Raw genomic sequence first — 14,222 nt, forward strand, 5'->3', positions numbered from 1 at the left:
TGTGTTTGTCATGGGCCATTAACCGCTGGCGTGCACAGTGGCGAAAACGATCAGAGGGTTGCCCAATGACCAGCGCCGAGCTCGCCAAACCCAGCCGCAAGCAGCGTGTTCGCACCCTGTGGATTTCCGATGTGCACTTGGGCACCCGGGATTGCCAGGCCGAGCACTTGTCGCAGTTTCTCAAGGGCTACCACGCCGACAAGATCTACCTGGTGGGTGACATCATCGATGGTTGGAAACTGCGCGGTGGCATGTATTGGCCCCAGGCCCACACCAACGTCATTCGTCGCTTGCTGACCATGAGCAAGCGCGGCACCGAAGTGATCTACGTCACCGGCAACCATGACGAATTCCTGCGGCGCTATTCGAAGCTGATTCTGGGCAATATCCAGTTGGTGGATGAAGCGGTGCACGTCACCGCCGATGGTCGGCACTTGTTGGTGATCCATGGCGACCAGTTCGATGTCATCACCCGTTACCACCGTTGGCTGGCGTTCCTTGGGGATTCGGCCTACGAGTTCACCCTCACGCTGAATCGCTGGCTCAACCATTGGCGGGCTCGTTATGGCTACGGCTACTGGTCGTTGTCGGCGTACCTCAAGCACAAGGTCAAGACCGCCGTCAGCTTCATCAGCGATTTCGAAGAAGCCATCGCCCACGAGTGTGTGAAGCGCGAACTGCATGGCGTGGTCTGTGGGCATATCCACCACGCCGAGATGCGCATGGTGGGCGAGGTGGAATACCTCAATTGTGGCGATTGGGTCGAATCCTGCACGGCGCTGATCGAGCATTGGGACGGGTCGATCGAGTTGTATCGGTTGGCGGAGGCCCAGGCGCGGGAGGCGTTGCTCAAGGCCGAAAAGGTCGCTGAACCTGCGTGAGTCTTACACCCTTTGTGGCGAGGGGATTTATCCCCGTTGGGCTGCGCAGCAGCCCTCTCGGTTTATCAGGTAGATCGCAAACTCAGGTAGTCATTTTGGGGCTGCTGCGCAGCCCAGCGGGGATAAATCCCCTCGCCACAGGGGGCACTGTGTCTGTCAGGGCGGCGTTTGTTCCGCCATCGCCGCCTTGTAGATCGATTGCTTGGGCGTGGCAAAGACCCTTTCCAGCATCGGCTCGAAGAAACTCAACGGCAGGGTGTCGTATTCGGCATCGAATGCCGCCGCGTCGTACTTCGCACAGAACTCAATGGTCGCCTGGTATTGCGGATGGCCACTGAATTGCTCGCGCAGGTGCCGGTCCATGCCCAGGTGATGGAAGAAGTAATAGCCCTGGAAAATCCCGTGCTTTTCCACCATCCACAGGTTATCGGCGCTGATGAAGGGCTTGAGGATCGCCGCGGCGATGTCCGGGTGGTTGTATGAACCCAAGGTGTCGCCGATGTCGTGGAGCAGGGCGCAGACCACATATTCCTCGTCCCGCCCGTCACGGTAGGCGCGGGTGGCGGTTTGCAGGGAATGAGTCAGGCGATCCACCGGGAACCCGCCGAAATCGCCGTCCAGCAGCTTCAAGTGGGCCAGAATCCGGCCCGGCAATTGCCGCGCGTAGGCGCTGAAGTCGGCCGCGATGATCGCCCAGTCTTGCTGGGTGCCTTCTTCCATGTGGGTAAAGCGCGCGTGGTTGCTCATCGGCAGTCCTTATTAGAACGCGACCTTGCCCAGCAGCATGTCGCGGTACATGACGAAATCGCCGAGCAGGCTGTAGAGCGGATGCTGGAAGGTGGCGGGACGGTTCTTTTCGAAGAAGAAGTGCCCGACCCAGGCGAAGCCGTAGCCGGCCACGGGCAGGGCGAGCCACAGCCACCCGTTACCCATGACGAGAGCGAGGGCGAACACCAGAATGACCAAGGAGGTGCCGATGAAATGCAGTCGCCGGCAGGTGCTGTTGCTGTGTTCGCTGAGGTAATACGGGTAGAACTCGGCGAAACTATTGAATCGTTTAGCGTTTTCCACGACGGCTGGCTCTGTGGTTATTGTTCTGATACTTGAAGTCTAGAGCCATCAATCGCTACGGCCAGTGACAATCAGCGCCACTTTAGTATCCTTCGCAAATCCAGCCGTACCCTGCGGCTCGTCATGCAAGTAAAACGTCATGAGCGAACGAACCACTTCTTCAAGCTGGGCGATGGGGATTGTCAAGGCGTTGGAAATGGACGGCCTGGATTGTCGGGTGCTGTTCAAGCAACTGGGGCTGGACTTCGATGCGCTGGACGATCCGGATGCGCGTTTCCCCCAGGACTCGATGACCCGGCTCTGGCAACGGGCCGTGGAGTTGTCGGATAACCCGGCCATTGGCTTGAACATGGGCAAGGTGGTGCGCCCGGCCTCGTTCCATGTGGCTGGTTACGCCTTGATGTCCAGTCGCACCCTGGTGGAGGGTTTCCAGCGGCTGGTGCGTTACCAGCGGATCATTGCCGAAAGCGCCGATTTGAGTTTTCGCCAGTTGGAAGAGGGCTACGGGCTGATCCTGACGGTGCATGGCGACCACCTGCCGCCAACCCGTCAAAGTGCCGAAGCGTCCCTGGCGTGTGCGCTGGCCCTGTGCAGTTGGTTGACCGGGCGTACCCTGCACCCGGTGAAGGTGTTGCTCCAGGGCGCGGAACCGTTGGACCTGGCGCCTTATCACCGAGCCTTCCCCGCGCCCCTGGTGTTTGGCGCGCCTTATGACGCGCTGATCTTTGAGCGGGCCGACATGGAGGCGCCGCTGCCGACGGCCAACGAAGCCATGGCACAGCTTCACGACCGGTTTGCCGGGGAATACCTCGCGCGTTTTTCGGAAAGCCGCGTGACCCACAAGGCGCGACAAGTATTGTGTCGGCTATTGCCCCAGGGGGAACCCAAGCGAGACGCGGTGGCGCAGACGTTGCACCTGTCGCAGCGCACCTTGCAGCGGCGCTTGCAGGAAGAGGGCACCAGTTTCCAGAGCCTGCTCGAAGACACCCGTCGTGAACTGGCCGAGCAGTACCTGGCGCAGCCAGGCATGACGCTGCTGGAAATCGCCTATTTGCTGGGGTTCGCCGACCCGAGCAATTTCTTCCGGGCCTTTCGCCGCTGGTTCGACACCACGCCCGGCGAATACCGGGCGCGCTTGACGAGCCAGCCTGAACCGGTCAGTGGCGCCAGAACGCCGGGATACACAGCACGAACACCGTGATGATCTCCAGCCGGCCCAGCAGCATGCCCCCGGACAGAATCCATTTGGCCGCGTCCGGCAGCGGTGCGAAGTTACCGGCTGGCCCGATGGTTTCCCCCAGCCCCGGGCCGACACCGGACACGGTACTGGCCGCGCCGGTCAGGGCCGTCATCCACTCCACGCCCAGCAGTGACAGCAGCAGGGCGATCACGCAGATGGTGATGGCGAAGAAGAACGAGAACGTGAGGATCGAGCGGACGATTTCTTCGTCGAGGCGATGACCGTTGTACTTCTGCTTGATCACCGCACGGGGGTGGATCAGTTGGTTGAGGTTGGCCCGCAGCAGAATGTAGGCGACCTGGAAGCGGAAAATCTTGATCCCGCCAGCTGTCGAGCCCGAACAGCCGCCGACGAACCCCAAGTAGAAGAACAGCATCAAGGAGAAATTGCCCCACAGGCTGTAGTCGCCCAGGGCGAAGCCGGTGGTAGTGACGATGGACGTCACGTTCAGCGCCACGTGCCGCAGCGCGTCCAGCCAATGCAGGTCGGTGGTCGCCCAATACCAGGTGCCGAGTACCAGCCAGGTGACCAGTAGCACGCCGATGAGCCCTTGGACCTGCTGGTCCTTGATCAGCGCCCGGCGATTACCGCGCAGCGTCGAGACATACAGGGCAAATGGCAGGCTGCCGAGGATCATGATGACGATGGCGACCCAGTGCACCGCCGGCTGGGTCCATTTGGCCAGGGACAGGTCCGAGGTGGAGAAACCGCCGGTGGAGATCGCCGACATCGAATGGTTGATGGCATCGAACAGGCTCATCCCGGCCCACCAGAGCGCCAGGGTGCCGAGGATGGTGATGCCCACGTAGGACGCCACGATCAGTCGAGCCACCATGTGGGACCGGGGCATGACTTTTTCCGAGCGGTCCGAGGACTCGGTCTGGAACAGCCGCATGCCACCGATGCGCAGCAGCGGCAGGATCGCCACTGCCATGCCGATGAAGCCGATACCGCCGAGCCAGTGCAGCAGCGAGCGCCACATCAGGATGCCCGGGGACATGGTGTCCAGGCCGCTCAGGACGGTGGCGCCGGTGGCGGTGATGCCCGACATGCTTTCGAAGAACGAATCCGTATAGCTGATGTGCTGGGTCAGCAGGAAGGGCAGGGCGGCGAAGATACACACCACCAGCCAACTGCTGACGGTCAGCAGGTACATGTCCCGCGGACGCAGGTGGATGTGTTCCGGGCGTCCGGGAAGCACCAGCGCCAGGCCGGCGACGAAGGTAATCATGCTCGACCAGAGGAACGACGGCAGGTCGCGGGTGCGCTCGAAGACCAACAGGGTGGCCATGGGCACGACCATGAAGATCGCCAGGGTGATCAGGAAGATGCCGATGATGAAACCAATGATCCGCAGGGTCGGCAACGCCATGAAGTCCGCTCAGGCTGTAAAGGGAAGGGCGCCATTCTACCCGCGACAAGCGGCATGTAAACCGGCAGCCGGCGGCGCTTCCCGCTAGAATAGCCAAACATTTTTTCAGGAGGTGGCCGATGCAGGCTCTCGACGCTTTGCTCAACCGTGTTTCCGTCCCGCGCCTGGTGGAGCCGGCACCCACGCCGGAACAGCGCGAGGTCATGTTCGCCGCGGCCATGCGGGCGCCGGATCACGGCCAGTTGCGGCCATGGCGCTTTCTGACGGTCGAGGGGCAGGCGCGGCATCGCATGGGCGAACTGCTGGCCGAAGCGGCCAAATTCAACGACCCGCTCGTCCCCGAAGCCGTCGTGGAAAAAGCCCTCAACGGCCCATTGCGCGCGCCGCTGGTGGTGGTAGTGATTGCCCGTCTGCAGGACCATTTCAAAATCCCGAAATCCGAGCAATTGCTGGCGGCCGGTTGCGCGGCCCATGGCATCTTGCTAGCCGCGTATGCCCAAGGGGTGGGTGGGGTGTGGCGTACTGGTGAGCTGGCGTATTCGCCGCATGTGGCCAGGGGGCTTGGCCTTGAAGAGGGGGAAGAGGTGATCGGTTTTCTCTACCTGGGCACACCGCAGAAAGAAGCGCGCACGGCGCCGCAGGTGGAAACCGCAGAATTTGTTAGCGAGTGGACAGGCCTGTAGGTAGGGCGTCTGGCGCAGCTCCTGTGGTGAAGAGGACTTATCTGTGGCGAGGGGATTTATCCCCGTTGGGCTGCGTAGCAGCCCCCACCCTGGGGTGACCTGACATTCCAAGGTGTCTGATCTAGGGCTGCTGTGCAGCCCAGCGGGGATAAATCCCCTCGCCACAAGGGGATCTATTCAGCTATTTAAAGGCTGGTTATCTGCACGCGTCAGCAATCGCCTCGGCCAGCAGGTCCAGGCGCGTGGCGTCGATGCCGGCCACGTTGGCCCGGCCGGTGCCGACCATGTAGACACTGTGGCGCTCGCGCAGGTGCTTGACCTGTTCCGGCGTCAGGCCAGTGTAGGAAAACATCCCGCGTTGCACGCCGATATGGGCGAAGCGCTCGCGCAAGCCATGGGATTCGAGGGCTTCCAGCAAACCGCTGCGCAATTGCGCGATGCGCAGGCGCATGGCCTGGACTTCATCGGCCCACAGGCTTTTGAGTTCCGGGTCGCCGAGGATGGTCGCCACGACGGCCGCGCCATGGTCCGGCGGTGTCGACCAGAGGTTGCGAGCGATGTTTGCCAGTTGGCTGCGGATGTCCACCAGTTTCTCGCCATCCCGGGCGCAGACGATCAACGCACCGGTACGGTCGCGGTACAGGCCGAAGTTCTTCGAACAGGAACTGGTGACCAGCACCTCCGGCAGGGCCTGGGCAAACAACCGGACCGCCCAGGCGTCCTGCTCCAAGCCATCGCCGAAGCCCTGGTAGGCGAAGTCGATCAGCGGCAGCAGGTCGCGGTCGCGCACCACCTCCAGCACCTGGCGCCATTGCTCATGGGACAGGTCGAACCCGGTGGGGTTGTGGCAGCAGGCGTGCAGTAGCACCACATCGCCTTTGGGTGCCTGGTTCAAGGTCGCCAGCATCGCCTCGAAATCCAGGCGGTTATCGACGCCCACGTAAGGGTAGTGGCTGGCCTTGACCCCCGCCGCGGCGAAAATGGTTTCGTGGATCGGCCAGGTCGGGTTGCTCAGCCATACACCACGGCCCGGCAGGCACTGGGCGATGAAGTCGGCGCTCAGGCGCAGGGCACCGGTACCGCCCGGTGTCTGGGTGGCGCCCGCGCGTTTTGCTGCGATCAGCGGCGAGTCGGCGCCCAGTACCAGCTCATTGATCAGTTGGCCGAACGCGGCGTCACCATGACCACCGATGTAGGTCTTGGTGGTCTGGCGATCCACCAGTCGCTGCTCGGCCCGTTTCACCGACTCAAGAATCGGCGTCAGGCCCTGGGCGTCCTTGTAGACACCCACGCCCAGGTCGAACTTGCTCGGGTTGCTGTCCGCCCCGTAGGCCTCCATCAGGCCGAGGATCGGGTCGCCGGGTACCCGGCCGATGGCATCGAAATGCATTACTTGCGGCCCTCGGCGGTCTTGGCCACATCATCGGTGCGGGCGGCCATGATGAAGTCGTTGCGGTGCAGGCCCTTGATGGAGTGGCTCCACCAGGTCACGGTGACTTTGCCCCATTCGGTGAGCAGGCCGGGGTGGTGGCCTTCGGCCTCGGAGATCTCGCCGACGGCGTTGGTGAACGCCAGGGCGTGCTTGAAGTTCTTGAACAGGAAGACTTTTTCCAGCTGCATGACGCCGTCGCGCACTTCGATGTTCCAGTCGGGGATCTGCTTGATCAGCACCGGCAGTTCTTCGTCGCTGACTTGCGGGGCATCGGCGCGGCAGGCTTCGCAATGGGCTTGGTTCAGAGTGTTCATGGTGTGTTCCTGAATCGAATATTTGGAAAGCGTCGATGCACCCACGCTAAAGCAAAGCGGCGTCGTGCAACAGACTCAATTGGGATTAAAAGAGGCGGTTCACGCCGCTTTTGGTGGGAATTTCGGGGCATGCAAGCCCAGCTCCCGACCGCGCTTGACCATGCCCATGATGTCTTCGTGAGCCAGGTCGAACAGACGCTTGAGTTCGGGCAGCACGAAATACACCGGTTGCAGGATGTCGATGCGATACGGGGTGCGCATGGCTTCCAGCGGATCGAAGGCCTGGTGTTCCGGCTCGTCCGACAGGCAGTACACGGTTTCCTTGGGCGAAGACAGGATGCCGCCGCCATAGATGCGCCGGCCCTGCGGGGTCTGCACCAGGCCGAACTCGATGGTCATCCAGTACAGGCGCGCCAGGTAAACCCGTTCTTCCTTGGACGCCTGCAGGCCGAGTTTGCCGTAGGTGTGGGTAAATTCCGCAAACCAAGGGTTGGTCAGCAGCGGGCAGTGGCCGAAGATCTCGTGGAAAATATCCGGCTCCTGCAGGTAATCCAGCTCTTCCCGGGTGCGAATAAAGGTCGCCACAGGAAACTGTTTGCTGGCGAGCAATTCGAAGAAGGTCTGGAAGGGAATCAGCGCCGGCACCCGGGCGACTTGCCAGCCCGTGGTCTCGCCCAGCACCTTGTTGATTTCGTCCAGTTGCGGGATACGGTCGTGGGGCAGGCCCAGCTTGTCGATGCCATCCAGGTATTCCTGGCACGCACGGCCTTCGATGACTTTCAACTGGCGGGTGATCAGCGTGTTCCACACCGCGTGTTCTTCAGCGGTGTAGTGGATAAAACCTTGCGCATCGGGCTCGCGAGCCACGTACTGCGTCTGCTTCATGCTGCTCTCCTGCTGATTTCCCTCGGGGGGATGATGTGTTTGTTGTTATGTCCAGCGATGCAATAGAGATAACGCGAAGCAGCGGTGTGCGCATCGGCTTGGCGAGGATGGATTGGGCGAACGACGGGTTGATTCGTAAAGTTTTCGTTACGAATTGGCTGGCGCTACGATCTTTCCGGGACTTTCAGGTGGGAAACTGCCTACATCTGTCACATAATCTTGACGATTATTTACCTCGCCACGCCGAAAACCTCTATGGCGAGGGAGCTTACTCCCGCTGGGGCGTGTCGTGGGAGCTGCCGAAGGCTGCGATCTTTTGATCTTTCGCTTGAGATTCAAGCGGCAGGTGAAAGATCGCAACCTCGCTTCGCTCGGCAGCTCCTACATGGCGCGCTTTTTCTATCTCATACGCACCCGGGCCTTTCCATGCGCATCAAAGTCCACTGCCAGAACCGCATCGGCATCCTGCGAGACATCCTCAACTTGTTGGTGGAGTACGGCATCAACGTTGCCCGAGGGGAGGTCGGTGGTGAGCATGGCAACGCGATCTACCTGCACTGCCCAAACCTGATCAACATCCAGTTCCAGGCGCTGCGTCCGAAATTCGAAGGCATCGCCGGGGTGTTTGGCGTCAAGCGCGTAGGACTGATGCCCAGCGAGCGTCGGCACATGGAACTCAACGCCTTGCTCGGCGCCTTGGAGTTTCCGGTGCTGTCCATCGATATGGGTGGCTCTATCGTCGCGGCCAACCGGGCGGCGGCGCAGTTGCTCGGGGTGCGTGTCGACGAGGTGCCGGGCATCCCCCTGTCCCGCTACGCCGAGGATTTCGACTTGCCGGAACTGGTGCGCGCCAACCAGTCGCGTATCAATGGCCTGCGGGTCAAGGTCAAGGGCGATGTGTTCCTGGCGGACATCGCGCCACTGCAATCGGAACACGACGACAGCGAGGCCATGGCCGGTGCGGTGCTGACGCTGCACCGGGCCGATCGGGTGGGCGAGCGGATCTATAACGTGCGCAAGCAGGAGTTGCGCGGCTTCGACAGTATTTTCCAGAGTTCGAAAGTGATGGCGGCGGTGGTCCGTGAGGCCCGGCGCATGGCCCCGCTGGACGCGCCGCTATTGATAGAAGGCGAAACCGGCACAGGCAAGGAATTGCTGGCCCGCGCTTGTCACCTGGCGAGCCCGCGCGGGCAATCGCCATTGATGGCACTCAACTGCGCCGGGCTGCCCGAGTCCATGGCCGAGACCGAACTGTTTGGCTACGGGCCGGGGGCCTTCGAAGGCGCCCGGGCCGAAGGCAAGCTCGGCCTGCTGGAGCTGACCGCGGGGGGAACGCTGTTCCTCGATGGGGTCGGGGAGATGAGCCCGCGCCTGCAAGTGAAATTGCTGCGCTTCCTGCAGGACGGTTGCTTCCGTCGTGTCGGCAGCGATGAAGAGGTGTACCTGGACGTCAGGGTGATCTGCGCCACCCAGGTCGACTTGTCCGAACTCTGTGCCCGGGGCGAATTCCGTCAGGATTTGTACCACCGCTTGAACGTGCTTTCCTTGCACATCCCACCCCTGCGCGAATGCCTCGATGGCCTGGAGCCGCTGGTGGAACATTTCCTCGACCAGGCCAGCCGCCAGATCGGTTGTGCACTGCCCAAGCTGGCCCCGGCGGCGATGGACCGCCTCAGTCACTACCATTGGCCGGGCAATGTCCGACAGCTGGAAAACGTGCTGTTCCAGGCTGTTTCCCTGTGCGACGGCGGGAAGGTGAAGGCTGAGCACATCCGCCTGCCGGACTACGGCGTGCGCCAGCCCCTTGGCGATTTTTCCCTTGAAGGCGGGTTGGACGAGATCGTTGGGCGTTTCGAGAAAGCCGTGCTGGAGCGCCTGTATTCCGAGCACCCGAGCAGCCGGCAATTGGGCAAGCGGTTGGGGGTCTCCCATACAACTATCGCCAACAAGTTGCGTGAGTATGAGGTCGGTAAAGACGCACCGTAAGGCAACCGATTATCGGGGTCACCGGGAGTTGGCCGATTTTTTGCTGGGGTACCTCCACATCAAGAGTCAGCTGTCGGTTTCATGGCGTTGCAGCCCGCCGATATAGACCGCGATGCAACGCCGCGTCAGAGGAGCTCCCGAGCCGTGTGCCATTTTTCAGTCACCCGAGTAGTGTACCCATGGCCGATTCCATTACCGTTACCAGCCCGCTGCTACCTCCTCTGGAAGAGTTCACGCCTTACCTGCAGCGAATCTGGGACAGTAAGCGCCTGACCAATGGCGGACCCTTCCACCAACAACTGGAACAGGAGTTGGCCGAATACCTCGGGGTCGAGCATCTGTCGCTGTTTTCCAACGGTACCCTGGCTTTGGTGACCGCGCTCCAGGCCTTGCGCATTACGGGTGAAGTCATCACGACGCCTTATTCGTTCGTGGCCACCTCCCACTCGCTGCTGTGGAACAACCTCAAGCCAGTGTTCGTGGACATCGACCCAGTGACCAAGAACCTCGATCCACGGCGTATCGCCGAGGCCATCACTCCGGCGACATCGGCGATTCTTCCGGTCCATTGCTATGGCATTCCCTGTGATGTCGAGGGCATCCAGGCCGTCGCCGATACCTACGGACTCAAGGTTATCTATGACGCCGCACATGCCTTCGGGGTCCGGCATAACGGCGCAAGCGTTCTCAACAACGGCGACCTGTCGATCCTCAGCTTCCACGCCACTAAGGTCTTCAATACATTCGAAGGCGGCGCCATCATCTGCCGTGACGAAAAAATCAAGCAGCGTATCGATTACCTGAAGAATTTCGGTTTCGCCGATGAAGTCACGGTCATGGCTCCCGGTATCAACGGGAAGATGAACGAACTGCAGGCGGCGTTCGGAGTGCTGCAGTTACGCTACATCGATGAGGCCCTGAACCGTCGGCAAAAGGTGTTTGAGTATTATCGGAGCGCCCTGGAGGGCATTCCCGGTATCAGCCTGCTGGAGCAACCGCAGGGGCTGGACTGGAATTTCGCTTATTGTCCGATCCTGGTCGATGGTGAGCGGTTCGGGGTGAGTCGGGATGAGCTGTACGACCGCTATCGCGCAGAAAACATTCTCGTGCGCCGGTATTTCTACCCGCTGATATGCGAGTTTCCAATGTATCGCGGTCTTCCCAGTTCGGACCTCTCCCAATTGGGCAATGCCTACAACGTGTCCCGCCAGGTACTTTGCCTGCCGATCTATCCGGATCTCGATCCGCAGACCCAGGCGCGAATCATCGAGGTACTGCTCAGGGCCCGGGTGGCATGAGCCAGGCCAATACCTCGAAGAAGTGCGCCCCGGCAGCTGACGAGCAGTACCGGGTTGCGCTCATGCAACCTTATTTCCTGCCATACCTGGGTTATTTCCAGCTGATCGCCGCTGTCGACTGTTTTGTCATCTACGACAATGTGCAGTTCATCAAGAACGGCTGGATCGAACGCAACCGTTATCTGCTGGAGCAGGAGCCGAAGTGGTTCCGTGTACCACTGAGCAAGGGCAGTCACACTCAGCAGATCATGGAAAAACGTATTGCCGAGACGTTCGATCCTGGCGATATCCTCAACAAGCTGAGTTTCGCCTATCGCCGCGCGCCCCACGCTCCGTACCTGCTGGCGTGGCTGGAAGCGCTGCTGGTCGAACCGGCTTCGAGCATTGCCGAGCTCAACGAACGAATCCTGCGAGCCTGCTGCGCGCTGATAGGGTTGCAAACACCGATCATGCGCTCCAGCGATCTGTCGATTTGCGCGGACAGCAAAGCCCAGGATCGGGTACTCGAAGTGGTCCAGGCCTGCGCCGGCACTCACTACCTCAATCCTGTCAATGGCGGTCACCTCTACCAGGCCGAGGTATTCCAACAGGTTGGTATTACCCTTGAGTTGCTCAAGGCGACCTTGCCCGACTACCGGCAGGGAGGGCGTGAACAACCCTTCGTGCCCGGCCTGTCGATTCTCGACGTCTTGATGTACAACGACGCGCAGACCGTGGGGGCCTGGGCAAAAGGTGGAGAAATTGTCCGTGCCTGAAGCCATCGGCGGTTATTTCGAACTGGAACTGCGTAAAGGACATAATCCTTACCCGCAGGCCGTTGCCTTCAACTCGGCCCGCTCGGCCTTCAAGGCTCTGGTAATGGCGCGCAGCCTGCGCCGGGTTCATTTGCCTTTTTACATCTGCGATGTCATGCAGGACGTGCTGCGCGGATCCGGCATCGAGGTGTTGCGCTATGCATTGACCGAACGGCTTGAGCTGCCGGACTTCCCTGCCCTGCAAGCCGATGAAGCATTGCTGTTCGTCGATTACTTTGGACTCAAGGCCGACTACATCGGCCAAGTACTCGCTGTTCGCTACGGCGAGCAATTGATCGTGGATAATTCCCAAGCGCTGTTTTCCCGGCCGCAGCCTGGGATTGCAACCCTGTATTCACCCCGTAAGTTCGTCGGCGTTGCCGATGGTGGCTGGCTGGCCAATGCGCCCGCTGATCTGCCGCAAGCGCCGACCAGTCGCTCGCAGGGGCGTTTTGCCGCGCTGCTGGGGCGTCTTGAAGACCCTCCGCAACATCACTATGCAAGCTTCCAGGCATTGGAACAGGCATTGGAGAGCGATGGCATCAAGGCCATGGCCGCCAGTACCGCGCGCCTGCTCGACAGTATCGATTACCACGAAGTTGCCAGGCGCAGGATAGACAACCTGGCGCATTTGCGCGGGCGCCTGGACCACCTCAACCGCTTTGCCGTCTGGCCCGCGCAGCCCGTTGCTGCATTGTGTTACCCGCTGCTGGTCAAGTCCGCCGAGACGGCGCTCCGGCTACACGCTCAACTGCTGGACCAACACATCTATGTACCCAGCTATTGGCGTGAAGTGCTGAGCAGCCCAACGGCGCCGCCCATAGAAAAGGATTGGGCACAGTGCTTGCTGCCGCTGCCGATCGACCAGCGATACAACGTCGATGACATGAATCGTCTCGCCGACGCCATCCTTCAGAACACGGGGAAATCATGAGCATTCTAGGTCAACGCATCCTGCTCAGGGCGCTGGAGCTCGAGGACTTGCCGCTGTTGCATCAGTGGTCCAACGACGAAGCCCTCTGGAGTCTGCTGGGTGGCTGGCATTTCCCCACATCGCGGGAAGCACAACGGGACTGGCTGCTGGGTCTCAAGAACGACTCGCTCAACCAGCGCTTCGGTATAGAGGTCCCGGGCCATGGCCTGATCGGTACGGCGAACCTGGTCGGTATCGACTGGAAAAACCGCACAGCCGAACACGGCATGATGATCGGTGATCCCTCCCTGCGCGGCCAAGGCCACGGCACCGACGTGATCGCCACGGTGATGCGCTATGCCTTCGACGAACTGGGCCTGAGTCGTCTCTCGACCACCATCATCGAGTACAACGCAGCGTCGCTGGCGACCTACACGCGCAAGACCCCTTGGGTCATCGAGGGCGTACAGCGCCAGTGGTACTACCGCAAGGGCCAGCGTTGGGATCGCATCATGCTTGGCGTGAGCGCCGAGGAGTATCGCGCATGGCAAGCTGCGCGGGGGGACAGCCTGTGAATCCGATCTTGCAGGAGCTGCAAGCGAACGGCTACGTCTGCCTGCCCTCGCTGATTACCGATCCGTTGCTTGACCAGCTGCGTGAAGACCTGGCGTGTGCCATAGACCGTTGCCGTCGGGTACAACTGGAGAACGGTATCACTCAGCGAACCGAGCAGACCGCGCACCATATACTTGCGCCAGACACCCGTTTCGTCGAATTGCTCGATCGATTCGCCGAATGGGGGATCGTCGACGTCCTGCGGCATATGCTGGGCGGTGCTGCGATTCTCAATTCGTTCGGCGGCCTGAACAACCTGAACAGCACTGATGCCTACGTGCGTAACGTGCACCGGGACGTGCGTTCCTGGTCAGCCGAGTCCATGCAGATGGCCCAGGCGCTGGTATTGCTCGACGACTTCACCATCGACAACGGCGCAACCCTGTTTCTGCCAGGCTCGCACTCCGCTCCTGAAAAACCCGACCCTCAGGTATTCGAGGCTCAGGCCCGCAAGGCCTTGGGCAGCGCCGGTTCGATCTACTTGTTCGACTCACGTATCTGGCATGCCGCCGGCGTCAATCGTACCGACCAGCCACGACGCTGCCTGACATTGACCTTCACGCGAAGCTATTTCAAACCGCAGTTCGATTATTGCCGAGCTTTGGGCGAAGACTTCTGCCGCTCGCAAACACCGAGCATGCAACAACTGCTGGGGTGGTATGCCCGTACTCCCTCGACCCTCCATGAGTGGTACCAACCTGAAGAACATCGTTTCTACAGGAAAAGCCAGGAATAACG

15 protein-coding genes are annotated in these 14,222 nt (G+C 60.9%); 9 read left to right on the forward strand and 6 right to left on the reverse strand.

What is annotated here, in order from left to right; all coding sequences use genetic code 11:
• Positions 1-65 precede the first annotated feature (65 nt).
• The gene (locus BM317_RS10575) at positions 66-881 is read left to right on the forward strand and encodes a UDP-2,3-diacylglucosamine diphosphatase (RefSeq protein ID WP_092167387.1); all 816 of its coding nucleotides are present in this window, start codon (positions 66-68) and stop codon (positions 879-881) included.
• A gap of 156 nt (positions 882-1,037) precedes the next feature.
• On the opposite strand, the gene BM317_RS10580 is transcribed toward BM317_RS10575, so the two are convergent.
• Positions 1,038-1,628 (reverse strand): HD domain-containing protein, encoded by a 591-nt coding sequence (locus BM317_RS10580; RefSeq protein WP_092474276.1) that lies wholly within the window; start codon positions 1,626-1,628, stop codon positions 1,038-1,040.
• 12 nt (positions 1,629-1,640) lie between these two features.
• A complete protein-coding gene (locus tag BM317_RS10585) occupies positions 1,641-1,952 on the reverse strand; it encodes an Mpo1-like protein (RefSeq protein ID WP_092167391.1) in 312 nt (103 codons plus the stop codon).
• A 139-nt stretch (positions 1,953-2,091) separates the two neighbouring features.
• Here BM317_RS10585 and BM317_RS10590 point away from each other — a divergent pair, with 139 nt between their 5' ends.
• Positions 2,092-3,153: an AraC family transcriptional regulator gene (locus tag BM317_RS10590; protein ID WP_092167393.1), complete on the forward strand. Its 1,062-nt coding sequence runs from the start codon at positions 2,092-2,094 to the stop codon at positions 3,151-3,153.
• On the opposite strand, the gene BM317_RS10595 is transcribed toward BM317_RS10590, so the two are convergent.
• Complete coding sequence (locus tag BM317_RS10595) at positions 3,110-4,564, reverse strand: TrkH family potassium uptake protein (protein ID WP_060738671.1); 1,455 nt, start codon at positions 4,562-4,564, stop codon at positions 3,110-3,112. The two genes, BM317_RS10590 and BM317_RS10595, sit on opposite strands and share 44 nt — an antisense overlap.
• A gap of 119 nt (positions 4,565-4,683) precedes the next feature.
• Here BM317_RS10595 and BM317_RS10600 point away from each other — a divergent pair, with 119 nt between their 5' ends.
• Positions 4,684-5,247 (forward strand): NAD(P)H nitroreductase, encoded by a 564-nt coding sequence (locus BM317_RS10600; protein WP_092474278.1) that lies wholly within the window; start codon positions 4,684-4,686, stop codon positions 5,245-5,247.
• 196 nt (positions 5,248-5,443) lie between these two features.
• Here the strand turns inward: BM317_RS10600 and BM317_RS10605 are convergent, their stop codons facing one another.
• From BM317_RS10605 to phhA, 3 genes are all read right to left on the reverse strand, one after another.
• The gene (locus BM317_RS10605) at positions 5,444-6,637 is read right to left on the reverse strand and encodes an amino acid aminotransferase (RefSeq protein ID WP_092474280.1); all 1,194 of its coding nucleotides are present in this window, start codon (positions 6,635-6,637) and stop codon (positions 5,444-5,446) included.
• On the reverse strand, positions 6,637-6,993 hold the full coding sequence (locus BM317_RS10610; protein ID WP_003184087.1) for a 4a-hydroxytetrahydrobiopterin dehydratase: 357 nt from the start codon (positions 6,991-6,993) through the stop codon (positions 6,637-6,639). Before BM317_RS10610 ends, BM317_RS10605 begins: the two co-directional genes overlap by 1 nt.
• Positions 6,994-7,092: 99 nt before the next feature.
• Entirely contained in the window at positions 7,093-7,878 is a 786-nt protein-coding gene (gene phhA, locus BM317_RS10615) for a phenylalanine 4-monooxygenase (protein WP_053120239.1), read from the reverse strand.
• A gap of 426 nt (positions 7,879-8,304) precedes the next feature.
• Here phhA and BM317_RS10625 point away from each other — a divergent pair, with 426 nt between their 5' ends.
• The 6 genes from BM317_RS10625 to BM317_RS10650 all read left to right on the forward strand — a co-directional run bounded on the left by BM317_RS10625 (position 8,305) and on the right by BM317_RS10650 (position 14,220).
• Entirely contained in the window at positions 8,305-9,864 is a 1,560-nt protein-coding gene (locus tag BM317_RS10625) for a sigma-54-dependent transcriptional regulator (protein ID WP_060738667.1), read from the forward strand.
• Between the two features lie 179 nt (positions 9,865-10,043).
• Positions 10,044-11,162, forward strand: coding sequence for a dTDP-4-amino-4,6-dideoxy-D-glucose aminotransferase VioA (gene vioA / locus BM317_RS10630; RefSeq protein WP_060738666.1), 1,119 nt, complete (start codon positions 10,044-10,046; stop codon positions 11,160-11,162).
• Positions 11,159-11,917: a WbqC family protein gene (locus BM317_RS10635; protein ID WP_092167404.1), complete on the forward strand. Its 759-nt coding sequence runs from the start codon at positions 11,159-11,161 to the stop codon at positions 11,915-11,917. The genes vioA and BM317_RS10635 overlap by 4 nt, the downstream gene beginning before the upstream one ends.
• Complete coding sequence (locus BM317_RS10640; RefSeq protein WP_170842296.1) at positions 11,904-12,890, forward strand: hypothetical protein; 987 nt, start codon at positions 11,904-11,906, stop codon at positions 12,888-12,890. The genes BM317_RS10635 and BM317_RS10640 overlap by 14 nt, the downstream gene beginning before the upstream one ends.
• Positions 12,887-13,444, forward strand: a complete 558-nt coding sequence (locus tag BM317_RS10645) for a GNAT family N-acetyltransferase (protein WP_092167409.1) — start codon at positions 12,887-12,889, stop codon at positions 13,442-13,444. The genes BM317_RS10640 and BM317_RS10645 overlap by 4 nt, the downstream gene beginning before the upstream one ends.
• Entirely contained in the window at positions 13,441-14,220 is a 780-nt protein-coding gene (locus tag BM317_RS10650) for a phytanoyl-CoA dioxygenase family protein (RefSeq protein WP_060743068.1), read from the forward strand. Before BM317_RS10645 ends, BM317_RS10650 begins: the two co-directional genes overlap by 4 nt.
• Positions 14,221-14,222: the final 2 nt, after the last annotated feature.

This window comes from Pseudomonas sp. NFACC24-1, from assembly GCF_900115235.1.
Classification (GTDB): domain Bacteria; phylum Pseudomonadota; class Gammaproteobacteria; order Pseudomonadales; family Pseudomonadaceae; genus Aquipseudomonas; species Aquipseudomonas fluorescens_AA.

Bases quoted from the DNA above. Each gene is read 5' to 3' on its own strand.
- BM317_RS10635 (WP_092167404.1), top strand. From the start codon at position 11,159: ATGAGCCAGGCCAATACCTCGAAGAAGTGCGCCCCGGCAGCTGACGAG.
- BM317_RS10595 (WP_060738671.1), bottom strand. From the start codon at position 4,564: ATGGCGTTGCCGACCCTGCGGATCATTGGTTTCATCATCGGCATCTTC.
- BM317_RS10645 (WP_092167409.1), top strand. From the start codon at position 12,887: ATGAGCATTCTAGGTCAACGCATCCTGCTCAGGGCGCTGGAGCTCGAG.
- phhA (WP_053120239.1), bottom strand. From the start codon at position 7,878: ATGAAGCAGACGCAGTACGTGGCTCGCGAGCCCGATGCGCAAGGTTTT.
- BM317_RS10600 (WP_092474278.1), top strand. From the start codon at position 4,684: ATGCAGGCTCTCGACGCTTTGCTCAACCGTGTTTCCGTCCCGCGCCTG.
- BM317_RS10575 (WP_092167387.1), top strand. From the start codon at position 66: ATGACCAGCGCCGAGCTCGCCAAACCCAGCCGCAAGCAGCGTGTTCGC.
- BM317_RS10580 (WP_092474276.1), bottom strand. From the start codon at position 1,628: ATGAGCAACCACGCGCGCTTTACCCACATGGAAGAAGGCACCCAGCAA.
- BM317_RS10610 (WP_003184087.1), bottom strand. From the start codon at position 6,993: ATGAACACTCTGAACCAAGCCCATTGCGAAGCCTGCCGCGCCGATGCC.
- BM317_RS10625 (WP_060738667.1), top strand. From the start codon at position 8,305: ATGCGCATCAAAGTCCACTGCCAGAACCGCATCGGCATCCTGCGAGAC.
- BM317_RS10605 (WP_092474280.1), bottom strand. From the start codon at position 6,637: ATGCATTTCGATGCCATCGGCCGGGTACCCGGCGACCCGATCCTCGGC.
- BM317_RS10590 (WP_092167393.1), top strand. From the start codon at position 2,092: ATGAGCGAACGAACCACTTCTTCAAGCTGGGCGATGGGGATTGTCAAG.
- vioA (WP_060738666.1), top strand. From the start codon at position 10,044: ATGGCCGATTCCATTACCGTTACCAGCCCGCTGCTACCTCCTCTGGAA.